Annotated in this window: 22 protein-coding genes; 10 read left to right on the top strand and 12 right to left on the bottom strand. The window is 73.1% G+C overall.

Translation table 11 applies throughout. The features are described 5' to 3' along the window. Positions 1-161 precede the first annotated feature (161 nt). Positions 162-1,985, bottom strand: coding sequence for a glycoside hydrolase family 13 protein (locus tag HDA33_RS09125; protein WP_184172689.1), 1,824 nt, complete (start codon positions 1,983-1,985; stop codon positions 162-164). 104 nt (positions 1,986-2,089) lie between these two features. On the opposite strand from HDA33_RS09125, the gene HDA33_RS09120 reads away from it, so the two are divergent. Next, on the top strand, positions 2,090-2,668 hold the full coding sequence (locus tag HDA33_RS09120; protein ID WP_184172687.1) for a nitroreductase family protein: 579 nt from the start codon (positions 2,090-2,092) through the stop codon (positions 2,666-2,668). Positions 2,669-2,677: 9 nt separating this feature from the next. Here HDA33_RS09120 and HDA33_RS09115 read toward each other — a convergent pair whose 3' ends face one another. Genes HDA33_RS09115 through HDA33_RS09100 form a run of 4 tightly spaced genes read right to left on the bottom strand, consistent with a single transcriptional unit; the run spans position 2,678 to position 5,922 of the window. Beyond that, positions 2,678-3,643 (bottom strand): DUF8083 family protein, encoded by a 966-nt coding sequence (locus HDA33_RS09115; protein ID WP_338104316.1) that lies wholly within the window; start codon positions 3,641-3,643, stop codon positions 2,678-2,680. An 8-nt stretch (positions 3,644-3,651) separates the two neighbouring features. Beyond that, positions 3,652-4,479, bottom strand: a complete 828-nt coding sequence (locus tag HDA33_RS09110) for an exodeoxyribonuclease III (RefSeq protein WP_184172685.1) — start codon at positions 4,477-4,479, stop codon at positions 3,652-3,654. A 41-nt stretch (positions 4,480-4,520) separates the two neighbouring features. After that, positions 4,521-5,420, bottom strand: coding sequence for an ammonia-dependent NAD(+) synthetase (gene nadE, locus HDA33_RS09105; protein ID WP_184172683.1), 900 nt, complete (start codon positions 5,418-5,420; stop codon positions 4,521-4,523). Between the two features lie 58 nt (positions 5,421-5,478). Continuing rightward, positions 5,479-5,922: a MarR family winged helix-turn-helix transcriptional regulator gene (locus HDA33_RS09100; RefSeq protein ID WP_184172674.1), complete on the bottom strand. Its 444-nt coding sequence runs from the start codon at positions 5,920-5,922 to the stop codon at positions 5,479-5,481. A gap of 68 nt (positions 5,923-5,990) precedes the next feature. Between HDA33_RS09100 and pyrE the strand changes: the two genes are divergently transcribed. Then, positions 5,991-6,578: an orotate phosphoribosyltransferase gene (pyrE, locus tag HDA33_RS09095; RefSeq protein ID WP_184172672.1), complete on the top strand. Its 588-nt coding sequence runs from the start codon at positions 5,991-5,993 to the stop codon at positions 6,576-6,578. A 13-nt stretch (positions 6,579-6,591) separates the two neighbouring features. Here pyrE and HDA33_RS09090 read toward each other — a convergent pair whose 3' ends face one another. Then, on the bottom strand, positions 6,592-7,680 hold the full coding sequence (locus HDA33_RS09090) for a CorA family divalent cation transporter (RefSeq protein ID WP_184172670.1): 1,089 nt from the start codon (positions 7,678-7,680) through the stop codon (positions 6,592-6,594). Positions 7,681-7,769: 89 nt separating this feature from the next. Here HDA33_RS09090 and HDA33_RS09085 point away from each other — a divergent pair, with 89 nt between their 5' ends. Both HDA33_RS09085 and HDA33_RS09080 read left to right on the top strand, forming a co-directional pair. After that, positions 7,770-8,135: a hypothetical protein gene (locus tag HDA33_RS09085; RefSeq protein ID WP_017489595.1), complete on the top strand. Its 366-nt coding sequence runs from the start codon at positions 7,770-7,772 to the stop codon at positions 8,133-8,135. A 56-nt stretch (positions 8,136-8,191) separates the two neighbouring features. Continuing rightward, the gene (locus HDA33_RS09080; RefSeq protein ID WP_017489596.1) at positions 8,192-8,878 is read left to right on the top strand and encodes a TrmH family RNA methyltransferase; all 687 of its coding nucleotides are present in this window, start codon (positions 8,192-8,194) and stop codon (positions 8,876-8,878) included. 178 nt (positions 8,879-9,056) lie between these two features. On the opposite strand, the gene HDA33_RS09075 is transcribed toward HDA33_RS09080, so the two are convergent. Continuing rightward, a complete protein-coding gene (locus HDA33_RS09075) occupies positions 9,057-9,953 on the bottom strand; it encodes an SMP-30/gluconolactonase/LRE family protein (RefSeq protein ID WP_184172668.1) in 897 nt (298 codons plus the stop codon). 80 nt (positions 9,954-10,033) lie between these two features. Then, entirely contained in the window at positions 10,034-11,383 is a 1,350-nt protein-coding gene (locus HDA33_RS09070) for a lipase family protein (protein WP_184172666.1), read from the bottom strand. A 258-nt stretch (positions 11,384-11,641) separates the two neighbouring features. On the opposite strand from HDA33_RS09070, the gene fbaA reads away from it, so the two are divergent. Further along, entirely contained in the window at positions 11,642-12,664 is a 1,023-nt protein-coding gene (gene fbaA, locus HDA33_RS09065) for a class II fructose-bisphosphate aldolase (protein ID WP_184172664.1), read from the top strand. 11 nt (positions 12,665-12,675) lie between these two features. Beyond that, entirely contained in the window at positions 12,676-12,990 is a 315-nt protein-coding gene (locus tag HDA33_RS09060; protein ID WP_184172662.1) for a hypothetical protein, read from the top strand. A gap of 83 nt (positions 12,991-13,073) precedes the next feature. Here the strand turns inward: HDA33_RS09060 and HDA33_RS09055 are convergent, their stop codons facing one another. Next, entirely contained in the window at positions 13,074-14,588 is a 1,515-nt protein-coding gene (locus HDA33_RS09055) for a helix-turn-helix domain-containing protein (RefSeq protein ID WP_184172659.1), read from the bottom strand. 269 nt (positions 14,589-14,857) lie between these two features. Here HDA33_RS09055 and aceA point away from each other — a divergent pair, with 269 nt between their 5' ends. Continuing rightward, complete coding sequence (aceA, locus tag HDA33_RS09050; RefSeq protein ID WP_184172657.1) at positions 14,858-16,165, top strand: isocitrate lyase; 1,308 nt, start codon at positions 14,858-14,860, stop codon at positions 16,163-16,165. A gap of 63 nt (positions 16,166-16,228) precedes the next feature. Then, a complete protein-coding gene (gene aceB, locus HDA33_RS09045) occupies positions 16,229-18,001 on the top strand; it encodes a malate synthase A (RefSeq protein WP_246416927.1) in 1,773 nt (590 codons plus the stop codon). Positions 18,002-18,089: 88 nt separating this feature from the next. Here the strand turns inward: aceB and HDA33_RS09040 are convergent, their stop codons facing one another. Further along, positions 18,090-19,340 carry a hypothetical protein gene (locus HDA33_RS09040; protein WP_184172655.1) on the bottom strand — a complete coding sequence of 417 codons (1,251 nt, stop codon included), beginning with the start codon at positions 19,338-19,340 and terminating at the stop codon, positions 18,090-18,092. 210 nt (positions 19,341-19,550) lie between these two features. Here HDA33_RS09040 and HDA33_RS09035 point away from each other — a divergent pair, with 210 nt between their 5' ends. Continuing rightward, positions 19,551-19,994, top strand: a complete 444-nt coding sequence (locus tag HDA33_RS09035; protein WP_184172654.1) for a DUF3151 domain-containing protein — start codon at positions 19,551-19,553, stop codon at positions 19,992-19,994. 8 nt (positions 19,995-20,002) lie between these two features. Beyond that, on the top strand, positions 20,003-20,644 hold the full coding sequence (locus tag HDA33_RS09030; RefSeq protein WP_184172652.1) for a thymidine kinase: 642 nt from the start codon (positions 20,003-20,005) through the stop codon (positions 20,642-20,644). 207 nt (positions 20,645-20,851) lie between these two features. On the opposite strand, the gene HDA33_RS13030 is transcribed toward HDA33_RS09030, so the two are convergent. Both HDA33_RS13030 and HDA33_RS09015 read right to left on the bottom strand, forming a co-directional pair. Next, complete coding sequence (locus HDA33_RS13030; protein WP_338104313.1) at positions 20,852-21,349, bottom strand: TIGR00366 family protein; 498 nt, start codon at positions 21,347-21,349, stop codon at positions 20,852-20,854. Between the two features lie 288 nt (positions 21,350-21,637). Beyond that, positions 21,638-22,886, bottom strand: a protein-coding gene (locus HDA33_RS09015) for an IS3 family transposase (RefSeq protein ID WP_420826917.1) whose coding sequence is annotated in 2 segments (ribosomal slippage) — positions 21,638-22,586 and positions 22,585-22,886 — 1,251 coding nt in all. Because the reading frame shifts where the segments join, the coding sequence is not laid out codon by codon here.

Raw genomic sequence — 22,886 nt, 5'->3', positions numbered from 1 at the left:
ACTCGTGACACAGGGTTCATGCCACTTTGTCCGGTGTGATGCGAGTCATCATGGACGTTACGCCGCGTTCGTCCGGCCGGGCCGGACGATGTGACTTCAGCCACCGCCGATTCCCCGCGGAAGGTCTGTGGCGCTCCGGCGGGTCCCGGGGTGCGTCCGGCTCAGTCCATGAGCAGCCACGCAGCGGCGTCGTGCGCGAGCCGCCCGTCCTGGACGGCCTCCGCCTCCTCGAGGGAGAACAGGGCCCGGGAATGGCCCGTGGGCAGGTCGACGGGATCGGTCGACAGGTTCGCCATCACGAGCACGGTGCGCGCCGGGATCGGCTCGCCCGAGCCCAGGTGCCGGCCACCGCCCGAGGTGACCGTGAACGCCAGCACGCCGCGTGCGGGGTCGTGGTGCTCGGACCACGCGAACGTGCCCGTGCCCAGGTCGAGCTCGCCGCGGATCTGCAGCAGACGCCGGTACAGCTCGAACACGGAGCCCTCGACGCCGACCTGCCGGTCCGCCGCCAGCGCCCGGAAGGACGCGGGCTGGGGCAGCCACGGCGCGGCGACGCCCTCGGCGGCGGACGCGGGGCCGTCGTCGTCCGCGGGGGTCGAGAAGCCGTAGGACGGCTCGTCCGCGGCCCACGGCAGAGGGATGCGACAGCCGTCGCGGCCGGGCTCCTTGCCGTCCGTGCGGAAGAAGTACGGGTCCTGGCGGTGCTCGGCGGCCAGGGTGGTGTGCTCGGGCAGTCCCAGCTCGTCGCCCTGGTAGATGTACGCGGAGCCGGGCAGGCCCAGCTCCACCATCGCGGCGGCGCGGGCCCGACGGCGACCGACCGCCTCGTCCGGCTGCTCGTCCTCGGCCGTGATGCCGGCGGGGTAGGAGCTCGGGTCCGCGAGGCCGTAGCGGGAGGCGTGGCGCACCGTGTCGTGGTTCGAGAGCACCCAGGTGTTCGGGGCGCCGACCCGTCCGGCCTGCTCGAAGGACCGGTCGATCGCGTGGGTCAGCGACGCGGCGTCCCAGCCGGCCATGAGGTAGGTGAAGTTGAAGGTCTGGTGCATCTCGCCGGGGCGGACGTACCGGAACATGCGCGAGAGCGGGGCCACCCACGCCTCGGCCACCATCATCGGCTCGTGGCCGTAGGAGTCCAGGACCCGCCGCCAGTCCCGGTAGACCTCGTGGACGCGGTCCTGGTCCAAGAACGGGGTGAGCGGCTCGAAGGTGTCCGGGTCGAACGTGGGGTCGGCGTCCTCGCCCGCGTCCGTGACCATGCCCATGCGGGAGTGGTCGGCGTCCGGGTAGCCGGGCTGCTTGATGAGCCCGTGGGCCACATCCACCCGGAAGCCGTCCACGCCGCGGTCCAGCCAGAACCGCAGGATGGAGCGGAACTCCTCGCGCACCTCCTCGTTCTCCCAGTTCAGGTCCGGCTGCGAGGTGTCGAACAGGTGCAGGTACCACTGACCCGGGGTGCCGTCCGCCTCGGTCACGCGGGTCCAGGCCCCGCCGCCGAACGTGGACTCCCAGTTGTTGGGGGGCAGCTCGCCGTGCTCGCCGCGGCCCTCGGCGAAGTGGTAGCGGGCGCGCTCGGGGGAGTCGGGGCCGGCGGCCAGGGCGGCCTGGAACCACGCGTGCTCGGACGAGGTGTGGTTCGGCACGAGGTCCACGACCACGCGGATGCCGGCCTCGTGCGCGGCGGCGATCATCTCGTCCGCGTCCTCGAGCGTGCCGAACCGCGGGTCCACGGCGCGGTAGTCCGCGACGTCGTAGCCGGCGTCGTGCTGCGGGGAGAGGTAGAAGGGCGAGAGCCAGATCGCGTCCACGCCGAGCTGGGCCAGGTAGTCGAGGCGCGAGGTGACGCCGCGCAGGTCGCCCATGCCGTCCCCGTCCGCGTCCGCGAAGGAGCGCGGGTACACCTGGTAGATCACGGCGTCCACCCACCACGGGGTGACGGGCCGGTTCCGGGCTTCCGAGGGCGGGGTGCTCAGGCGGTGTGTGGTCATGGGTTCCAGCCTAGGCCCGACGCCGGAGCGCGCACCCCGCGTGGGCGGCGTCGGCAGCGTGGTGTGCGCCTCAGGCGTCCGGCGCGGTCGGCCACAATGGCGGGATGAGGCACTTCGACGATCCCGTCCTGCAGGCCATGGCCTCGCGCCGCTCCGTGTCCCAGGTGGGCCCGTCCACCCCCACGGACAAGGAGCTCGCGGGTCTGCTCGCGGCCGTCACCCCCGTGGCCGACCACAAGGCGCTGCGCCCCTGGCGGCTCATCCTGCTGCGCGGTGAGGACCGCCGTCGCCTCGGCGAGGCCCTCGACGCGGCGGCCGGCACCGAGCGGGAGCGGGGCGAGGTCAACCCCAAGCCGTTCCGGGCGGAGCTGCTGATCGCCGTCGTCGCCTCGCACCGGCCCCACCCCGGCGTGCCGGGCTGGGAACAGGACGCCACCGCCGCGGGCGCCGCGCACCTGCTCGAACTCGCGCTGTGGCAGGCCGGCTGGGGCGTGATGTGGCGCTCCGGCCTGTACACGGACGCCCCCGCCGTGCGCGCGGCCCACGGGCTCGGCGACCACGAGCGGCTGCTGGGCTGGCTCTACGTGGGGGATGTGGACCCAGCCTTCCGGGCCCGTCTCGAGGCCTCGAAGAAACCCGCCCTGGACCCGGCCCCCTTCCTGGGCCGCATGCCGCAGGGCTGAGCGGCCGGCTCAGGTCAGCCGGGCCAGCATCCCGACGGCGGCCCACCGCCGGTTCAGCCGCCCCTGGGCGACGCCGGCGGTCGCCTCGTCACCCTCCTCCAGGGCGTCGATGAGCGTCCACAGGTCGAAGACGGAGTCGTCCGGCCACACGTGCCGCGTGAGCCCGCCGTAGTCCAGCTCCACGTGGGAGTCCGGGTGGAAGGCGCCCAGCCACTCCACCATCACCGTGAGCTCCGCGATCAGCTCCGCGTCCGGGGCGTGGCGGGAGAGCGCCGCCGCCGCGTGCCCGGCCCGCTCCAGTGCCGCCAGCGCCGGGGCGCGTCGGTAGGCCGTGCGCTCCCCGTCCACGAGCCGGCGCACCGGCTCCTCCGGGTCGAACACGGCCAGCCAGCCGTGGGGCACGCCCCACGTGGCGGTGCGCGTCTGCACCCGGTGGCGGCCGGAGGGCCCGTCCTCGTCCCGCCCGGGCCCGTCCTCCTCGTCCGGATGTGCGCGGTCCGCGTCCGGGTCGGGGGAGAGCCCCCACTCCTCCTCGAGCGCCACGAGCACGCGGCCGCGGTTCATGGCCCGCGCCGCCGTGGGGACGGCGGCCTCGTAGGCCAGCGGCAGCATGGTCTCCTCGAGCTGGGCGGCCGCCATCTCGGCGCGCAGCCCGAACTCGTCCGGGCAGTAGAACGCGGACCCCTGCTCGTCCTGCAGCACACGCACGAGGTCGTCCTCGCCGGGCTCGGGGAACGGGTCCGTCACGGGCCGCGCCAGACGACGACGGGCACGCTCGGCCGCCTCGGCCTCCACCTCGGCGCGCGTGCGGTGCGCGCCGGCGATCAGCCGGGCCTGCACCGCGTCCGGGTACGCGGCCAGCGGCTGGAAGACGCGCAGATGCGCGGTGCCGTGCGCGATCCCCGGGGGCGGGGCGCCGCCCGGCACCCGGCCGCCCCCGGGCGCCGGGCCGTCCGCGCCGTCGTCGTGCACCACGGTCCGGCTCAGCCCAGCTCGACGACCACGGGCGCGTGGTCCGAGGCGCCCTTGCCCTTGCGCTCCTCACGGTCGATCCAGGCGTCCGTGACCGTCCGTGCGAGGGCGGGGGAGTGCAGCTGGAAGTCGATGCGCATGCCCTTCTTCTTGGGGAAGGCCAGGCCCGTGTAGTCCCAGTACGTGTACACGCCGGGGCCGGGGTGGCGCGGGCGCACCACGTCCACCAGCCCGGTCTCCTCGAACGCGTGGAACGCCGCGCGCTCGGCCGGGGAGACGTGCGTATAGCCCTCGCGCTGGAACAGCTCGATGTCCCACACGTCCTCGTCCTGCGGAGCGATGTTCCAGTCGCCGGTCAGGGCGAGCCGGGTGTCCGGGTCCTCGGCGAGGCGAGCGGCCGCGTGCTCGCGCAGCACGCGCAGCCACTCGAGCTTGTACGGCATGTGCTCGTTGTCCAGGGCGCGCCCGTTGGGCACGTACAGGCTCCACAGGCGGACCGGGGCGACGCCGTCGCCCGCCTCGGTGCCCACCGTGGCGCCGAGCGCGCGGGACTCCTCCTGCGGGTCGACGCCGCCCTTGCCGAAGTGCGGCTGGCCGGGGAAGCCGCGCTGCACGTCCGTGAGGCCCACGCGCGAGGCGATGGCCACGCCGTTCCACTGCGAGATGCCGTGGTGGGCCACCTCGTAGCCGGCGCGCTCGAAGAGCTCCCACGGGAAGTTCTCGTCCCGGCACTTGGTCTCCTGGATGGCCAGGACGTCGATGTCATGGCGCTCGAGGAAGGCCTCGACGCGGTCGGCGCGGGCACGGAGGGAGTTGACGTTCCAGGTGGCGATCTTCACCCGTCCAGGCTAGTGGAGGGGGCGGACGAGCCAGGCCCGGCTCAGCGCCACCAGTCGTCGTGGACCGTCACCGGCATGGTCCGCTTGTGCCGGCTGCGCAGCCAGATGCCCTCGAGCTTCTCCGCGGCCTCCTCGGGGATGTCCCCGCCCTCGAGGTAGTCGTCGATGTGCTCGTAGGTCATGCCGAGCTCGTCCTCGTCCGTGCGGCCGGGGTTCCCGTCCAGCAGGTCCGCGGTGGGCACCTTGTTCCACAGGTGCTCGGGGGCGCCGAGCTCGCGGCCCAGCGCCCGCACCTGGCGCTTGTTCAGTCCGGACAGCGGCAGGACGTCCGCGCCGCCGTCGCCGAACTTCGTGTAGAAGCCCGTGACCGCCTCGGCGGCGTGGTCCGTGCCGATCACCAGCTGACGGTTCGCCCCGGCCAGCGCGTACTGCGCCACCATGCGCATGCGCGCCTTGACGTTGCCCTTGTCGAAGTCCGCGATCTCCTCGCCGGTCGCCTCGGCGAACGCGCTCGCGATGCCCTCCACGCCCGCCGCGATGTCCAGGGTGACCTCCCGGTCCGCGTCCACGAAGTCCATGGCCGCCCGCGCGTCGGCCTCGTCCTTCTGCTGCCGGTACGGCAGGCGCACGGCCGTGAACTGCGGGCGTTGCGGGGACGGGGCCTCGTCCGCGGCGGGGGCCCCGCGGGGGGCCTCCGGACCGCCGAGCGCGACGGCGTCGGGCGCCCCGAGACGGGCGCGGCGGCGCTCGACGGCGAGCTGGGCCAGCCGGCCGCCCACCGTGGAGTCCACGCCGCCGGAGATGCCCAGGACGAACCCGGCCGCCCCGGTGGCCTCGAGGTAGTCCACGAGGAACTCGACCCGCCGCTCGATCTCCTGGGCGGGGTCGATCTGCGGCCGGACGCCCTGCTCGGCGATGATCTGCTGCTGGAGTTCACGCATGCGGGCCAGCCTAGGGGCCGCCGCGGACGCCGGAACAGACGCGGGGCACGACGCCGGCTCAGGCGTCGGGGTGCCCCAGGTTGCGGGCGATGCGGCGCAGGACGCGCACGGCGTCGTCGATCTGATCCCGCGGGACGTCCGCCGTCGCCTCGGCCCGCAGCGCCTCGACCGCCTCGCCCACGCGCGCGCCGGCGGTGCGGCCGGTGGGGGTGAGCGTGTAGAGGTCGCCCTCCACCGTGACCCACCGGGACTCGATGAGCTCCGCGACCTGCCCGGCCACCGCCGCGCGGTGCTCCTCCTCGAACCCGGCCTCCAGCTCGGCGCCCGACTGCGGGGCCACCGTGAGGGTGTTCAGCAGCTGCCACTGCGAGCGGGTCAGGCCGTGCTCCTCGAGGCTCTCGGCCACCCGGGCGGCGAGCAGGCCCTCGGTGAGGGTGAGCCAGTGCGCCAGGGGCAGGCCGGAGGGGTGCTGGACGGCGTCGTCGTGCGGGATCTCGCTCATGGACCGAGCCTAGCCACGCACGCGCGACAACGGCAGGGGTGGGCGCGGACCGCACTAGCATGGGGCCCATGACCGCGCCGACCGCCACCGCCGCCCCCACGCCCGAGCAGGACCGCGAGCGCCTCAAGGAGCTCATCAAGGAGCTCGCCGTGGTGCACGGCCGGGTGACCCTCTCCTCCGGCAAGGAGGCCGACTACTACGTGGACCTGCGCCGGGTGACGCTGCACCACGAGGCGGCCCCGCTGATCGGCCGCGTCATGCTGCGCCTGCTCGAGGACAACGGCGTGCAGTTCGAGACCATGGGCGGCCTCACCATGGGCGCCGACCCCGTCGCCACCGCGATGATGCACCAGGCCGGCGCGCAGGGCCGCGCCCTGGACGCCTTCGTGGTGCGCAAGGCCCAGAAGTCCTACGGGATGGGCCGCCAGGTCGAGGGCCCCGGCGTGGACGGGCGCGACGTCGTCGTGCTGGAGGACACCTCCACCACCGGCGGCTCCGCACTGACCGCCGTGGAGGGCGTGCGCAGGGCCGGCGGGCGCGTGCAGGCCGTGGCCGTGATCGTGGACCGCGCCACCGGCGCCGCCGAGCGCGTGGCCGAGGAGGCCGGCGTGCCCTACCTGTACGCGTTCGGCAAGGACGAGCTCGGGCTGGACTGAGGTCCGGGCGGGCCTACAGCCAGTCGTTGCGCTTGAACAGCACGAACAGCACCACGCCCACGGACAGCATCAGCGCCAGCGCGAACGGGTAGCCCCACACCCAGTGCAGCTCCGGCATGTGCGTGAAGTTCATGCCGTAGATCGAGCCCACCAGCTGCGGCGCGAAGATGATCGCCGCCCAGGACGAGATCCGCTTGACCTGCTCGTTCTGCTCGATCGACTGCTCCGCCAGCCGCTTGGACGCGAGCGTGGAGTCCAGCTCCAGGGCGTTCGCGAGCATCTGCCGCATGGCCGTCACGCGCTCGTTGATCTGCACGGCGTGGTCGTGGACGTCGCGCAGCCGACGCAGGTTCTCGACCTCGAACGCGCCCTCCTCGCTGAGCTCGTCCTGGTCCCACTCGTGCACGTCCCCGGTCCGCGGGGCGCCGACCTCCCGGCGGTGCTCCTCCTCGCGCAGGCGTGCGCGGGCGCCCTCCTGCAGCTGCTCCACGATCACCGGCAGGGCGCGGATGGCGTGCTGGAAGTGCAGCACCTCGCGGGAGAGCTCGTAGATCCGGCGGGAGACGTGGCCGGCCCCGGAGAAGATCTGGTCCTCGATCTCCTCGATGTCCTGCTCCAGCCCGTCGGCCACGGGCACGTAGTCGTCCACCACCTTGTCCAGGATCTCGAACGTCACCTGCCACGGTCCGAGGGCCAGGCGCTCGCGGCCCTCCGTCTCCAGCGCGCGCCGCACGGCGGCCAGGTCCGGCTCCTCGGCGTGGCGCACGGTGACCACGTAGCGATCGCCCGTGAAGATGCCGATCTCCCCGAACTCCACGGTCTCCGTGCTGTCCACGTAGCGCGCCGGGTGCAGCACCATGAACCAGTCCTCGCCGTACCGGTCCAGCTTGGCCCGCTCGCCGCCCTCGAGGGCGTCCTCCACGGCCAGCGGGTGCAGGTGCAGCTCGTCGGCGACGGCGCGCAGCTCGTCGGTGTCCGGCCGGTAGAGCCCCAGCCAGGCCATGCCGCCCGACGCCTCCGCGGCCTGCCACGTGTCCTCCAGGGTGGAGGGGGCGTGGACCCGGCGGCCGTCCACGTACACGGCGTTGTCGATCATCGTCACCCGCCCATTCTTCCCGACGGCGGCACCCCGGTTCGCGTGCCGTCGTCGGGTCACGGACGGGGCCCGGGGCGCCGCGCTACCGTGGCGGCATGAACTCTCCGCGCCACGCCGCCCCCGTCGTCCGCGACGGCAGGACCCTGCTCCCCGCCCACGCCGTGACCACCGCCCCGATCGCCGCGTTCGGCCTGATCGGCGGCTACCTCACCGCCCGCGAGACCGGCATCCGGCCGCTCGGCGGCGTGGTGCTGGCGGCCGCCGGCGCCTACGCCGGCCGCACGTGGCTGGCCAAGCGCGGCCCCGCCGTTGCCGGAGGCCTCACGGCGCTGTACCTGGGCGGCTTCGGGGCCTCCCACCCACTCGCCAAGAAGATCGGCGCGTGGCCGGCCGTGCTGTCCGTGGCCGCGGTGTCCGCCGGGGCCGCGTGGGCCGCCGTCGACCGCGAGGGCGCACGCTGAGCACGCCCCAGCCCACCCACCCCCTCCCTGGAGATTCGGGCGACTTGTCGGGGGTCGTGGGGCCCGGGACTTCCGAGAACTCACCCGAAACGCGGGAAAAGCGGGAGGAGCGGGAGGGCCGGGAGGAGCGGGAGGTCGGCGTCGGCCCGTGGGAGGGGCCCTGGCCCGAGGACCCGCGCTACGACCCAGAGTTGCTGCGCGACGGCGACCGGCGCAACGTCGTCGACGGGTACCGGTACTGGACGCTCGAGGCGATCGTCGCGGACCTCGACGCGCGGCGGCACCCCTTCCACGTGGCCATCGAGAACTGGCAGCACGACCTGAACATCGGCACCGTGGTGCGCACCGCCAATGCCTTCAATGCGGCGGGCGTGCACGTGATCGGGCGGCGGCGCTGGAACCGCCGCGGCGCCATGGTCACGGACCGGTACCTGCACGTGCGGCACCACGCCACGGTGGAGGAGTTCACGGCCTGGGCCGCGGCCGAGGGGCTGCCCGTGCTCGGCGTGGACCTGTTCCCCGAGTCCGTGCCGCTCGAGTCGTTCGAGCTCCCGCGGGAGTGCGTGCTGGTGTTCGGCCAGGAGGGGCCGGGGCTGTCCGAGGAGGTGCGGGCGGCGAGCGCGGCGGTGCTGTCGATCGCGCAGTACGGGTCCACGCGCTCGATCAACGCCGGGGTGGCCGCCGGGATCGCGATGCACGCCTGGGTGCGGCAGCACGGGGGCGCGCCGACGTCGTCGTCCTGAGGAACGACGACGGCGCGGGCCACCTGGGTGCGACGGGGATGCTTCCCGTTTCCCACACGAAAACGCCCGGAAGGCTCCCGTTTCCCGCACGAAAGTACCGGGGAGGCTCCCGTTTCCCACACGAAAACGCCCGGAAGGTTCCCGTTTCCCGCACGAAAGCGGGGGCGGCGGGGAAGGCTCAGCCGGCGAAGGGGCGGGCCGGCAGGCCCGTCACGCCCGGGCGCACCGCGAAGAGCGCGCCGGCCAGCGGATCCTCGCCGCGCTCCATGTTCTCCCAGGACGTCGTGATGTAGAGGGTGCCCAGAGCCTCGCCGCCGAAGGTGCACGCGGTGGTCTTCTGCACGGGCACCTCCACCACCTCGTCCAGCGTCCCCTCGGGCGTGTAGCGGTGGATCTGCCCGTGGCTGATCACGGCCACCCAGATGCCGCCCTCGGCGTCCACGGTCAGCCCGTCGGGCTTGCCCTCGCCGTCCAGCACGTCCACGAGCACGCGCCGGTTGGTCAGCCCCTCCTCGCGGGAGTAGTCGAACACTGCGACCTGCCGCGTCGGGGTGTCGTTGTAGTACGCCAGCGACCCGCCCGGGGACCACTCCAGGCCGTTGGACGTCGTCGCGCCGGTGAGCACCACGTCCACCTCGCCGGCGCCGCCGTCCGGCCCGGGGGAGAGGCGGTGCAGGCTCGCCGCGCCCGGCGTCTTCGCGTACGCCATGGAGCCGGCGTGGAAGCGGCCGTCCGGGTCGCAGCCGCCCTCGTTCATGCGCAGCCCGGCCTCGGGGCCCCACAGCTCGGGCAGCGTGGTGAGCTCGCCCTCGGGGCTCATCAGCGCGAAGCCGCGCTCCACGGCGAGCACGGCGCCGCCGCCGGCGCGGGGACGCACGACGGCGGCCACGTCGCCCACGTGGGTGCGTTCCACGGCACCGTCCGCGCGCAGGGACAGCACGTCCCCGGCGAGCATGTCCACCCAGCGCAGGCCCCCGCCGGCGGCCAGGCCGGACGCGGCGGTGCCCCAGTGCTCGGCCCAGACGGGGCCCTCGCCGTGATAGGCGATGGGATCGGTGACCTGTTCGGCGCGCATGCGGTGCTCCTGTGCTCGGGTTCGACGACGGCGGGGCGGGCCCGGCGTCCGCCGCACCCGCCCCGCACGCTACCGAACGCTCAGAACCAGCCGCAGGAGTTCGGGGTCCACCGGTCGGCCAGCGCCGCGTCGAGGAACGAGTGCATCCGCGGCAGCGCGGCCACGTAGCCGCCCATGTGGGTGGGGGTGAGGACCGGGTCGAAGCGAACGCGGGCGCCCTCGGCGCACCAGCGCAGCCCCAGCTCCCGGCCGGTGCGGTACGGGATGACGTCGTCCGTGAGGGAGTGGGCGATCATCACGGGCACCTCCGGGTGGCGCCCCTCCGCCCCGAGCTTCTGCTCGGCGAGGATCCCGGCCAGCTGCGGGTCGGTGCGCACCAGCTGCGGGAAGGACTGCCCGGTGTGCGTCAGGGCGGAGGAGTCCAGGGAGCCGTGCTCCCCGCTGTCCGTCACGCAGGTCTCCACGGCGTCGGCGAGCACCTGCCTGCCGTGCTCGTTCAGGTGGACCGCCGGGTCGACGTCGTAGGCCGCCAGCTGCCCGCTCATCGCGTACAGCAGGAAGGCGGAGTACGAGCCGCCGTCGATCCGGTCCGCGACCTGCACGAGGTCGGCGGGCGGGGCGCCCGCGTAGGCGCCCTTGAGGTCCAGTTCGGGGGCGTAGGAGGGGGCCAGCTCGGCCGCGGCGGCGGAGGCCCCGCCGCCCTGCGAGTAGCCGGCCAGCGCCACGGGGGAGCTCGCGGTGACCTCCGCGCCGTCCACCTGGGCGGCCGCGCGCACGGAGTCCAGCACGGCGTGCGCCTGGGACTCGCGGACCATGTACGTGTGCGTTCCGGGGGTGCCGAGGCCCTCGTAGTCGGTGACCACCACGGTGTGGCCGCGGTCCAGCAGGGACGTGATGCCCACGCCCTCGTACTGCTCGCCGGTGGAGAGGGTGCGCGAGGGGGCACAGCGGTCGGCGGCGCCCTGCGTGCCCACGGCGTAGCCGATCACCGGACGCTCGCCGCCGCGGGTCCACGGCGCCGTGGGGGTCAGGACCGTGCCGGAGACCGCCATGGGGCGGCCCTGCGCGTCCACGGAGGAGTAGAGGATGCGCGTGGCCCGGGCCGGCACCCGGATCAGCTTCACCGGGTCCAGGTAGAACGCGCTGGGCTCGCTGCGGATCAGCGTGCCCGGCCGCGCGGGGATCGTGGCGGGCGGCCGGTAGAAGGCGTCGCCGGCGGTGGCCTCGGCGTGCTCGGCGCGGGCCGCGTCCCAGCTGCGCTCCTCGGCGGGGCTCGCGGGCCGGGACAGGTCCTCGACGGCGGCGCGCACCTCGGGCGCGTCCGGGGCGGGGACCGGGTCCTGGGCGAGGGCGCCGGGGGCGCAGAGGCCGGCGACGACGGCGAGGGCGGCGGCGGTGGAGAGCGGACGGACGCGGCGACGGCGTGACATGGGGCCTCCCGTGGGCGGGGAATGTGACTCACGCCACTCTAGGCTCCTGCGGCGTCCCCGTCACCGCTCGGCCGGGCGTCCCCGTCACCGGTCGGCCGGGCGTCCCCGGGGCGCGCCGTCGTGGTCGCCTGCCGCGCCGCCGTCGTGCGTCGCCGGGCCCTGGGGTCCGCGGCCCCGCGCGGATAGGATGACGGCGAGGGTGCCGCGCCGTCGCGCGCCCCGAGCCCGCCTGAGTCGACGACGCCTAGGAGTTGCAGCATGCCCATCGCATCCCCGGACAAGTACGCCGAGATGATCGACGCCGCCAAGAACGGCGCCTTCGCCTACCCGGCGATCAACGTCACCAGCTCCCAGACCCTGAATGCCGCCATCCGCGGCTTCGCCGAGGCCGGCTCGGACGGCATCATCCAGGTCTCCACCGGCGGCGCCGCCTACTTCTCCGGCGCCTCCGTGAAGGACATGGTCACCGGCTCCCTGGCCATGGCCGCCTTCGCCCGCGAGGTCGCCAAGAACTACTCCGTGAACATCGCCCTGCACACGGACCACTGCCCCAAGGACAAGCTCGACGAGTTCGTCATGCCCCTGCTGGACGCCTCCGAGGCCGAGGTGAAGGCCGGGCGCGACCCGATCTTCAACTCCCACATGTGGGACGGCTCCGCCGAGACCCTCGAGGAGAACCTGCGCATCGGCAAGGAGCTGCTGGCCCGCACCCACGCCAACAAGCAGATCCTCGAGGTGGAGATCGGCGTCGTCGGCGGCGAGGAGGACGGCGTCGCCCACGAGATCAACGACAAGCTCTACACCACCGTGGAGGACGGCATCGCCACCATCGAGGCCCTCGGCCTCGGCGAGCAGGGCCGTTACATGACCGCCCTGACCTTCGGCAACGTGCACGGCGTCTACAAGCCGGGCAACGTGAAGCTGCGCCCGCAGATCCTCGAGGACATCCAGAAGGCCGTGGGCGAGAAGTACGGCAAGGAGCGCCCGTTCGACCTCGTGTTCCACGGCGGCTCCGGCTCCGCCGCCCAGGAGATCGCGGACTCGGTGAGCTACGGCGTCGTGAAGATGAACGTGGACACGGACACCCAGTACGCGTTCTCCCGCCCCGTGGCCGGCCACATGTTCGAGAACTACGCCGGCGTGCTGAAGGTGGACGGCGAGGTCGGCGACAAGAAGATGTACGACCCCCGCGTGTGGGGCGCCAAGGCCGAGGAGGCCATGGCCGCCCGCATCGTGCAGGCGTGCCAGGAGCTCAACTCGGCCGGCACCAGCATCGGCTGACGGGAGACGTCATGTTGGGAGGACTCCCCTGGTTCGCTTGGATCGCCATCGTCGCCATCCTGGTGTGGGGCACCCTGCAGGTGGTCCAGCTCGCCACCGGCCGCGCCCTGCCCGGCGAGGAGATGAAGAAGGAGGTCGAGGAGCTGCGCACGCGCCTCGACGCGATCGAGGGGCGCCGCCCGGCCGGTGAGCTTCCTGCCCGGGCCGACGCCGAGGGCTCCGACCTCGAGCGTCGCCTCGAGCGCCTCGAGGCCCGCGCGGACCGCCGCGAGGCGCGCGACCGCGAGCACGACGACTGGGACCGCCGGGCCGGCGAGCTCGGCTGACCCGCCCGCGCCGGGCAGGGCGCGCCCTGCCGGCACGACGACGGCCCCGCACCTGCGCCACGGCAGGTGCGGGGCCGTCGGCGTCACGGCGTGACGCCCCCGGCGCCGTCGGGGGCGTCGGCCCCGGGCGCGCCCGGGGTGCGGTCCCGCTGGGACTCGAGGAACTCGAAGACCTCCACCTCGTCCACCCCGGGGAACGCCTGGGTGGGCATGGCCGCCAACAGGTGGGCGTGCATGCGGGCCGCCGGCCACACGTGCCCGCCCCACTCCGCCTCTAGGGCCGGGTCCGGCAGGCGGCAGCAGCGCGGGTCCGGGCACGTGGAGGTGATCCGGTGCCGCGTGTCGGCTCCGCGGAAGTGCCGAGCGTGCTCGAACGCCGTGCCCACGGAGAGGGCGAACAGCCCGTCCGGGCCGTGCTCCACCATCGAGGTGCACCAGTAGGTGCCGTTCGGGGCGTCCGTGTACTGGGTGTGCGCGCGGAACCGGTCGCTGCGCCCGAACGCCTGCCGGGCCCCCCATCGCCGGCAGGCGGCCTGGCCCTCGATGGCGCCCGTGTGGTCCGCCGGGAACACGAGCCCGTCGTTCTCGTAGGCCTTGTGGATCACCCCCGTCTCGTGGACCTTCTGGAAGTGGCAGCGGATGCCCAGGTCCACGGTGGCCAGGTTGGTGAAGCGGTGGGCGGCCGCCTCGTAGGAGACGCCGAACGCGTCCTTCAGGTCGTCCACGGACAGGTCCCGGCGCTTCTGGGCGGCGCGCAGCAGGGCGCTCGCGGGCCGCTGCGGCATCAGCAGGGCGCCGGCGAGGTAGTTCACGGCCACCCGCTGGGAGAGGAAGTCCTCGTAGTCCCGCGGCTCGCCGTGGCCCAGGACGGCGGCCGCGAGCGCCTGCAGCACCACAGTGCGCCGGTCGTGGTCGCTGGCGCGGCCCCCGCTGACGTGGATACGGCCGTGCTTCAGGTCCGTGACCGAGCGCGTGGAGTGCGGCAGGTTGGCCACGAAGCTCAGGGTGAAGCCCAGGTGCTCGGCGAGACTGGACACGGCGTGCAGGCCCAGCGGCCCGCCCGTGTGGCCGATCGCGTCGAGCAGCCGCTGCGCCTCGGCCTCGAGGTCGGGGTAGTGGTTGTCCACCGCGCGCATCCGGGCGCGCAGCTGGGCGTTGGCGCGGCGCGCCTCCTCGGGGGTGGCGGCCTGCTCCTCCAGGCGACGGCGCAGCTCGGCCTCCAGCCCCGCGATCACCTCGAGGACCTCGGTGGGGGTGCGGGGCCCGATGCGCAGCGGAGGCAGGCCGAGGGAGGCGTAGTGCTCCGAGCGCGCGAACCGTTCGACCTCGATCTCCAGTTCGGCCCGACGGGTGGGGGCCCGGCCGGTGAGCAGGTCCTCGACCGGCACGCCCAGGACCTCCGCGATCCGCTGGACCAGCGAGAGCCGCGGCTCGCGGCGGGCGTTCTCCACGAGGGACAGGTGCGAGCCGCTCACGCCCGTGCGGTCCGCGAGCTGGTCCAGGGTGAGTCCGGCCTGCTTGCGCAGGTGCCGGACGCGGCGGCCCAGTGCGACGGCGTCCACGGTCGCGCTGTCCTCGAGAAGCGGGCGGGTCATCATGCGCGGAACTGTAGACGGAACCGGGGAGGAGATCACGTGTGACCGAAAGAAAGTCACATTTTTGACAAGCGGAGGGCCGCTGGAGTGATCCAGGCCATACCGGGGTGCAAGAACCGTCACGTTCTGACCCAGTGGCAGGAACGACCGGAGTTTCCACCGATTTTGTGCTCCAGAGGGCCTTGCCCGGGGCCAATGTGGATGTCAACGGCAGCGACGGACACGTCGCACCGAACCCCTCACCGAACCGGACCGATCCTCAGGAGGACGTCATGACCACCCAGCCCCACCACTCCACTCCCGCCTCCGCCGAGCAGCTCCAGCACGACTGGGACCACAACCCCCGCTGGGCCGGCATCGAGCGCACCTACTCCCCGGACGACGTCGTCCGTCTCCGCGGCCGGATCCAGGAGGAGCACACGCTGGCCCGCCGCGGCGCCGAGAAGCTGTGGACCCAGCTGAAGGACGAGAACGCCCGCGGTGATTTCACCAACGCCCTCGGCGCCCTCACCGGCAACCAGGCGGTCCAGCAGGTCAAGGCCGGGCTGCGCGCCATCTACCTCTCCGGCTGGCAGGTGGCCGCGGACGCCAACCTCTCCGGCCACACGTACCCGGACCAGTCCCTGTACCCGGCCAACTCCGTGCCGCAGGTGGTGCGCCGCATCAACAACGCCCTGCTGCGCGCGGACCAGATCGAGCACGCCGAGGGCGTCAGCAGCGTCGAGGACTGGCTCGTGCCGATCGTGGCCGATGCCGAGGCCGGCTTCGGCGGCCCGCTCAACGCCTACGAGCTCATGAAGTCGATGATCACCGCCGGCGCCTCCGGCGTGCACTGGGAGGACCAGCTGGCCTCGGAGAAGAAGTGCGGCCACCTCGGCGGCAAGGTGCTCATCCCCACCGGCCAGCACATCCGCACGCTCAACGCCGCCCGCCTGGCCGCCGACGTCGCCGACGTGCCCAGCGTGATCATCGCCCGCACCGACGCCGAGGCGGCCACGCTGATCACCTCGGACGTGGACGAGCGCGACGCCGAGTTCATCACCGGTGAGCGCACCGCGGAGGGCTTCTACAAGGTCCGCAACGGCGTCGAGCCCTGCATCGCCCGCGCCAAGGCCTACGCCCCGCACGCGGACCTGATCTGGATGGAGACCGGCACCCCGGACCTCGAGCTGGCCCGGAAGTTCGCCGAGGCTGTCAAGGCCGAGTTCCCGGACCAGATGCTTTCCTACAACTGCTCGCCGTCCTTCAACTGGAAGAAGAACCTCGACGACGACACCATCGCCAAGTTCCAGCGCGAGCTGGGTGCCATGGGCTACACCTTCCAGTTCATCACGCTGGCCGGCTTCCACGCCCTGAACCACTCCATGTTCGACCTGGCCAAGGGCTACCACGAGCGCCAGATGTCCGCGTACGTCGAGCTGCAGGAGCGCGAGTTCGCCGACGAGGCCCGCGGCTACACCGCGACCAAGCACCAGCGCGAGGTCGGCACCGGCTACTTCGACGCTGTGTCCACCGCCATCAACCCGGACAGCTCCACGGTGGCCCTGGCGGGCTCCACGGAGTCCGGCCAGTTCCACTGAGCCCGGTCCGCCATCCCGCCGTCGGCCGACCCGCCCGCTCCCCATGCCCAGGAGGCAGTCACCATGACCACCACGACCCTCACCTCCGGGCGGCACCACGCCGCCCCCGCCCTGCACCACACCGACGAGCCCGTCGACACCGCCGCCCACACGCCGCTGCCGCACGACGTCAGCACCCAGGCGCTGCCCGTCGTCGCCCCCGCCGGCGCCGCCCCCGTGGTCACCGTCCACGGCCCCGTGACCGACCGCCAGGCGGAGATCCTCACCGAGGACGCGCTCGCCTTCCTCGGTCGCCTGCACCGGGTGGCGGAGGACCGCCGCCGGCGGCTGCTGGAGGAGCGCGAGTTCACCCGGCAGCGCATCACCGAGGGCTGGGACCCGCACTTCCTGCGGGCCACGAAGCGGGTCCGCGAGGACGACTCGTGGCGCGTGGCCCCGCTCGCCCCGGGCCTGAAGGACCGCCGCGTGGAGATCACCGGCCCCGTGGACCGCAAGATGACCGTCAACGCCCTGAACTCGGGCGCCTCCGGCTGGCTCGCGGACTTCGAGGACTCCTCCACGCCCTCGTGGGAGAGGATGCTGGACGGGCAGGTGAACCTGTACGACGCGATCCGCGGCCAGATCGACTTCACGAGCCCGGAGGGCAAGGAGTACCGACTGCGCGGGGCCGAGCTCACGGACCGGCCGACGATCATCGTCCGCCCCCGCGGCTGGCACCTCACGGACGACCACCTCCGTGTGGACGGCGAGCCCATGGCCGGCGGCCTCGTGGACTTCGGCCTGTACTTCTTCCACAACGCCGCGGAGCTGGTCCGCCGCGGCCACGGCCCGTACTTCTACCTGCCCAAGCTCGAGTCCCACCTCGAGGCCCGCCTGTGGAACTGCGTGTTCGTGGCGGCTCAGGACGCCCTCGGCATCCCCCAGGGTACGATCCGCGCCACGGTGCTGATCGAGACCATCACGGCCGCGTTCCAGATGGAGGAGATCCTCTACCAGCTGCGCAACCACGCCGCCGGGCTCAACGCGGGCCGGTGGGACTACATCTTCTCCCTCATCAAGAACTACCGGGACCGCGGCCCGGCCTACGTGCTGCCGGACCGCGCGGAGGTCACTATGACCCAGCCGATGATGCGCTCCTACACCGAGCAGCTCGTGCGGGCCTGCCACCGCCGCGGCGCCTCCGCGATCGGCGGGATGTCCGCCGTGATCCCGGACCGCCGGGACCAGGCGGCCAACGAGGTCGCGTTCGCGAAGGTCCGCGAGGACAAGACCCGCGAGGCCCGCGATGGCTTCGACGGCTCCTGGGTGGCCCACCCGGACCTCGTGCCCGTGGCCCGCGAGGTGTTCGACGAGGTCCTCGGCGAGGCCCCGAACCAGATCCGCACGCGCCGCCGCGAGGACGTGGAGCCGGACGAGGCGGGCCTGCTCGACGTCGCCGCCACCACGGGCTCGGTCACCGAGGCCGGGGTGCGCCGCAACATCGAGGTGGGCATGCGGTACATCGAGTCCTGGCTGCGCGGCCAGGGGGCCGCGGCCATCCACGGGCTCATGGAGGACGCCGCCACGGCCGAGATCTCCCGCTCGCAGGTCTGGCAGTGGGCGCACAACCGCACCGCGGTCGCCCTGGAGGACGGCGGCACCCGCACCGCCTCGCGCGAGTGGATGGAGCAGCTCGTCCGCGAGGAGCACGCCCGCATCCTCGCCGGCCCGCTGCCGGAGGGCCACCGGTTCGAGGACGCGCGCCGCGTGTTCTGCGAGTCCGCGCTGCCGCCGGAGTACCCCGCGTTCCTCACGCTCGGGGCCTACCGCCGGCACTTCTCGGCCGAGCGCGCCTGAGGCCGCACGACGACGGCCCGGTCCCGACGACGACGCCCGGTCACCTCCGCGAGGTGACCGGGCGTCGTCGTGTCCGGGGCCGTGTCCGTCAGCCGCCGGTGCCCGAGGGCGAGGGGGTGCGCGAGGCCGGCGTGGAGCTCGGCGACGGCGTGCCCGAGCCGGAGGCGGCGCGGGAGGCGGAGGCCTCCGCGGCGGAGGCCGAGGCCTCGGCGGCGCGCTGGGACTCGGCGGCCTCGCGGGCGGCGCCCTGGAAGGGGCGCGGGGGCTGGCCCGGGGCCACGGGGCCGGGGGCGCCCTCGGGGCGGTCGATCGTGGACTGGTTGTTCAGCAGCTCGTCCGGCACGCGGCCCGTGGGGATCTCGCGGGCCTTGGCGAGGGACTCCTCGTCCATCGAGGCGTCCAGGAAGAACGGGGAGCTGAGCTTGATGACCTCGTGGAAGCGGGAGGCGTCCTTGAGCACGGTGTCCGCGAGGTGGTCGCGCGCCTGGGTGACGAGCGTGGTGCTCCCCGCCACGGGCGAGTTCTCCACCTGGGTGAGGCCGCCGTTGGCGTCGCCGTAGCCCTCCATGGAGCCCATGGTCACGGAGACCAGCTCGGTGCCGTCCTCGCTGCAGGCCCAGGCGGTGCGCTGCGGCATGAGGGGGGCGCCGTCCTGGCCGCCGATCATGCCGGGGCGCAGGAGGGCGAGCAGGCCCTTCCCGGTCTCCGGGTCGAAGGTGTACTCGTCCGCCACGGTGGCCGGCTCGTCCTCGCACCAGTCCAGGCGGGTGCTGTCGAGGTTGTGCTGGTATTGCACCTGGGCCAGCGGCATGCCGGGGCTGTACTCGAAGTAGCCGTTGTACACGCAGGTGAGGAACTCGTGCGTCTCGTCCTGGGAGGCGAAGAGCTGGACGATCTCGATGTTGGAGCCGTCCGGGATGTGGGTGGCCACGGCGTCCAGGGTGCGCTGGTCCAGGACGTCGCGGGTGCAGTCCATCACGGAGACCGTGTCGTTGCGCACGGCGGCGGTGTTCTCCCAGGCGGTGGTGGCGGCGCCGTCCCGGATGCCGGGGCCGAGCGTCTCCAGGGCCTGGCGCGGCTGGGCGCGGGGCGTGCCCTCGGCGGAGGCCGACTCGCGTGCCTCGCGCACGCGGGAGGCGGCGATCGAGGCCGGGTCCGTGGGGGTCGCGGGGGCGGAGCCCGCGGCGGGGGAGCCGGCGGATGCGCTGGGGGCGGGGACCGCCGTCGAGGCGGGCTCGCCGGGCTGGCCGCCGTCGGCGCAGCCGGCCAGGACCAGGGCGAGGGCGGCGACGCCGGCGACCAGGGGGAGGCGGCGGCGTGCGGGCGTGGGATGGGACATGCGGAGTGCTCCTTCGACGGCATCGACGGCCGGGCGCGCCCACGGGGCGCGCCGGACAGACGCTGGGGCTACGGTACCGGACGGGCCTGGACGCGGCGCCGTCGTCGGGCGGGGGCGGGGGCGGACGACGACGGCGGCCGGTGCGGCGTCCGGGGGCGTCGATAGACTCGGCCGCGACCCACCCGCCCTGACGAGGAGAAGAGGCATCGCATGTCCGAGTCCCTGATCGGCAAGAACCTGATGGAGCCGCCGGCCACGCGCCTGCCGGAGGAGCCGGAGGTGCTCGCGCGCCTCGAGGCCGGCGACCTGCCGGAGGACGTGGTGCCCGTGGCGCCCGAGTCCTCGCTGGTGTGGGCGCTCATGGCGGAGGACGCCTGGTCCGAGGGCCGCACCGTGGACTCCTACGCGTACGCGCGCGTCGGCTACCACCGCGGCCTCGACGCCCTGCGCAAGGCCGGCTGGCGCGGCGCCGGGCCGGTGCCGTACGACCACGAGCCCAACCGCGGCTTCCTGCGCGCCCTCTACAGCCTGGGCCGTGCCGCCGCCGGGATCGGGGAGTCCGAGGAGGTCGAGCGCATCCGCACCTTCCTGAAGGACTCGGACCCCACGGCCGCGGAGAAGATCGAGGCCGCCCAGGGCCGCTCCGGGATCTGAGCGGGGCCGTGGCCAAGCTCTACTTCCGGTACGGGGCCATGAACTCCGGCAAGTCCACCGGGCTGCTGCAGGCCGCGTTCAACTACGAGGAGCGCGGGCAGCGGGTCCTGCTGGCCAAGCCGGAGGTGGACGTCAAGGGCGAGGACGAGGTGGTCTCCCGCCTCGGCGTCACCCGGACCGTGGACTTCCTGGTGCCCGCCGGGGCGGACGTGCGGGGGCTGTTCCGCCGCCACGCCTCCGGGGACGACCCGGACGCCCTCGTGGACCACGTGGACGCCCCGCCGGTGGCCTGCCTGCTCGTGGACGAGGCGCAGTTCCTCGAGCCGGCGCAGGTGGACGACCTGCTGCGCATCGCCGTGCTCGACGGCGTCCCCGTGATCGCCTACGGCCTACGCACCGACTTCCGCACCCGCTGCTTCCCGGGCTCCGCCCGCCTGCTCGAGCTGGCCCACTCCCTCGAGGAGCTCAAGACCATCTGCCGGTGCGGGCGCAAGGCGGTGTTCAACACCCGCAAGGTGGTGGACGCCGCGTCCGGTGCCGAGCACTTCGTGTTCGAGGGGGACCAGGTGGCCATCGACGGCGTCGAAGTCACCTACGAGAGCCTCTGCGGCTCCTGCTACCTCGCCGAGTCCGGCGGCCGGCTGGGCTGATCCCCGACGACGACGCCGCAGCCGGCCGACGACGCCCCGCCGCCTGCTCCCAGGGAACTGGCAGGCCGCGTTCCGCCGTCGTTCATGTCCGGCTCCTACGCTGAAAGCACCTCATCAAGGTGCGAGTGATGACGGGCGAAGGGCCCCGGTGAACCCGGGGCCCTTCGTCTGTCTTCGGGTGGTGCCCGGTGCCGGTCAGGCGATCGCTCAGAAGCGGCCGGCCGCCTCGTCGTGCACGGTCTGGTCGGCCTCCGTGCCGCGGGCGGCGTGCGCGTCGAGCACCTTCTGGGCGCGCTCCTTGCGCAGCTGTCGGCGGGGGTCCTGGTGGGCAGGGCGCTGGGCCGGGCCGAGGAAGAACAGGGCGATGTACTGCAGGCGCCAGATGAGGCGGTAGCCGATGCTGAGGCCGGTGGTGTCCTTCACGGGGGTCCTCTCGGAGGGTGGCGGAAGCGTCCTCCTGCCAGGGTAGCCGTCGCGGCGCACCGGACCGGTGTTCGCCAGGATGTGGCCGAGCATGAGCACGAGCGCCGTCTGTGTAATGAACGCCAGCAGTCCGGACAGGCCGTCACCCCAGCCCACGACGACGTCGGCCGGCCCGGCCGGAGTGAGCAGCAGGCACAGGGCCGCCACCGCGAACGTGAGCACGATGGTGAACACGAGTGAGGACGGGATGAACCGCTCCATCGTCGTGTTCAGCGGGCGCATGGCGCGACTGAAGAACGTGCCCTCACGGACGGCGCGGCTCGAGGGCCCGGGTGTGGGCGGACGTGTGGACGTGGCGGACACGAGGCTCCTGTCCAGGGCGAGAGTGATGTGGATCGCCCTAGGCGGTCGATCGTCGTGGGCAGGACGTGGGCAGGACGTGGGCAGGACGTGGGCCGCGGCGGGTGAGCTGAAAGGGGGCCGTCCTCGGCATGGGGTGGAGGGTGGCGGCGTCGGTCCTCCGTGAAGGCATTCTCACCAGGTGACAACACGTGAATCGCCCCGGGTTTGTTAGAGGCTCGTAAGTGCCGTCCCGGCGGGCGCCGGCACGGGGTTCTCATGATGGTAGACGTCCTCGAACTCGACCGGAGGGACCAGCCTGATCTCGCCGTGCACACGACGATGGTTGAACCAGTCGATGTACTCCGCGACCGCGATCTCCAGGTCCTCGATGGACTTGAATGGCCCCTTGTTCCGGATCAGCTCCGCCTTGAACAGCGAGTTGAACGCCTCCGCGAGGGCATTGTCATACGAGTCCCCCGTCGAACCGACTGAGGCGACTGCGCCGGCCTGGGCGAGCCGCTGGGTGTATCGCACGGCGACGTACTGGACTCCTTTATCGCTGTGATGCCGTAGCCCGGCCACGTCTTGGCCTGCGCGCTGACGCGTCCAGAACGCCATCTCCAACGCGTCCAGGGCCAGGTCCGTGCGCAGCGACTTCGACAGCTGCCAGCCCAGCACCCGTCGGGAGAACACATCGATGATGAACGCGGCGTACACCCATCCGCTGAAAGTGCGGCAGTAGGTGATGTCAGCGACCCACAGCTGGTTCGGAGCCGCCGCGGTGAAGTCTCGCTGGACCAGGTCTTGACGCTCATCCGGGCCGGGGCCTGGGACCGTGGTCCTCGGTCCCTTCGCGCGGCTGATCCCGCGCAGGCCTGCGGCTCGCATGAGCCGCTCCACCGTGCACCTGGCCACCTGCAGGCCCTCCCTCCGCAGTTGCGCGTGGACCTTCCGGGCCCCGTAGACCCCGTAGTTGGCCTCATGCACCCGCCGGATTTCCACGAGCACCTGCTCATCGCGCAGGCTACGCACTGAAGGAGGGCGCGTCTTGGCCGCGTAGTACGTGCTCGGTGCGATCTGTGTGCCTGCCGCGGACAGCGTGGCGCAGATCGGCTCGACACCGAACTCGTGCTTGTGTTCGTCGATGTAGTCCACGATCAGCGCTGTGGGCGTCTCGAGCATCCGCCGCGAAGAAAGCCGACGCCGAGCGCAGGATCGCGTTCGCCCGCCGTAGTTCACGGTTCTCCTTCTCCAGCTCGGCCACCCGGGCGGCTTCGCTGGTCGTAATTGCGGGGCGGTGGCCGTGGTCGATCTCGGCTTGGCGGACCCAGTTGCGCAGCGTCTCGGGATTGATCCCGAGCTGTTCTCCTACGCGGCGGAATGCTCCGGTCCTCGTGGCGGGGTCTTGACGGGCTTCCAGCGTCATCCGCGTGGCGCGTTCGCGGAGCTCGTCGGGGTACTTCCGTGGTGCGGGCAT

It is taken from the genome of Micrococcus endophyticus, from assembly GCF_014205115.1.
Lineage (GTDB): Bacteria > Actinomycetota > Actinomycetes > Actinomycetales > Micrococcaceae > Micrococcus > Micrococcus endophyticus.
The sequence above is the reverse complement of the archived record's forward strand: the minus strand, read 5'-3'. Positions and strand labels throughout refer to the sequence as shown.

What these genes read in the sequence shown, in the direction of transcription:
- HDA33_RS09035 (WP_184172654.1), top strand. Translation starts at nt 19,551, where the DNA reads ATGTCCGAGTCCCTGATCGGCAAGAACCTGATGGAGCCGCCGGCCACG.
- HDA33_RS09040 (WP_184172655.1), bottom strand. Translation starts at nt 19,340, where the DNA reads ATGTCCCATCCCACGCCCGCACGCCGCCGCCTCCCCCTGGTCGCCGGC.
- HDA33_RS09060 (WP_184172662.1), top strand. Translation starts at nt 12,676, where the DNA reads ATGTTGGGAGGACTCCCCTGGTTCGCTTGGATCGCCATCGTCGCCATC.
- HDA33_RS09075 (WP_184172668.1), bottom strand. Translation starts at nt 9,953, where the DNA reads ATGCGCGCCGAACAGGTCACCGATCCCATCGCCTATCACGGCGAGGGC.
- HDA33_RS09055 (WP_184172659.1), bottom strand. Translation starts at nt 14,588, where the DNA reads ATGATGACCCGCCCGCTTCTCGAGGACAGCGCGACCGTGGACGCCGTC.
- nadE (WP_184172683.1), bottom strand. Translation starts at nt 5,420, where the DNA reads ATGCGTGAACTCCAGCAGCAGATCATCGCCGAGCAGGGCGTCCGGCCG.
- aceA (WP_184172657.1), top strand. Translation starts at nt 14,858, where the DNA reads ATGACCACCCAGCCCCACCACTCCACTCCCGCCTCCGCCGAGCAGCTC.
- HDA33_RS13030 (WP_338104313.1), bottom strand. Translation starts at nt 21,349, where the DNA reads ATGCGCCCGCTGAACACGACGATGGAGCGGTTCATCCCGTCCTCACTC.
- fbaA (WP_184172664.1), top strand. Translation starts at nt 11,642, where the DNA reads ATGCCCATCGCATCCCCGGACAAGTACGCCGAGATGATCGACGCCGCC.
- aceB (WP_246416927.1), top strand. Translation starts at nt 16,229, where the DNA reads ATGACCACCACGACCCTCACCTCCGGGCGGCACCACGCCGCCCCCGCC.
- HDA33_RS09070 (WP_184172666.1), bottom strand. Translation starts at nt 11,383, where the DNA reads ATGTCACGCCGTCGCCGCGTCCGTCCGCTCTCCACCGCCGCCGCCCTC.
- HDA33_RS09085 (WP_017489595.1), top strand. Translation starts at nt 7,770, where the DNA reads ATGAACTCTCCGCGCCACGCCGCCCCCGTCGTCCGCGACGGCAGGACC.
- pyrE (WP_184172672.1), top strand. Translation starts at nt 5,991, where the DNA reads ATGACCGCGCCGACCGCCACCGCCGCCCCCACGCCCGAGCAGGACCGC.
- HDA33_RS09125 (WP_184172689.1), bottom strand. Translation starts at nt 1,985, where the DNA reads ATGACCACACACCGCCTGAGCACCCCGCCCTCGGAAGCCCGGAACCGG.
- HDA33_RS09100 (WP_184172674.1), bottom strand. Translation starts at nt 5,922, where the DNA reads ATGAGCGAGATCCCGCACGACGACGCCGTCCAGCACCCCTCCGGCCTG.
- HDA33_RS09120 (WP_184172687.1), top strand. Translation starts at nt 2,090, where the DNA reads ATGAGGCACTTCGACGATCCCGTCCTGCAGGCCATGGCCTCGCGCCGC.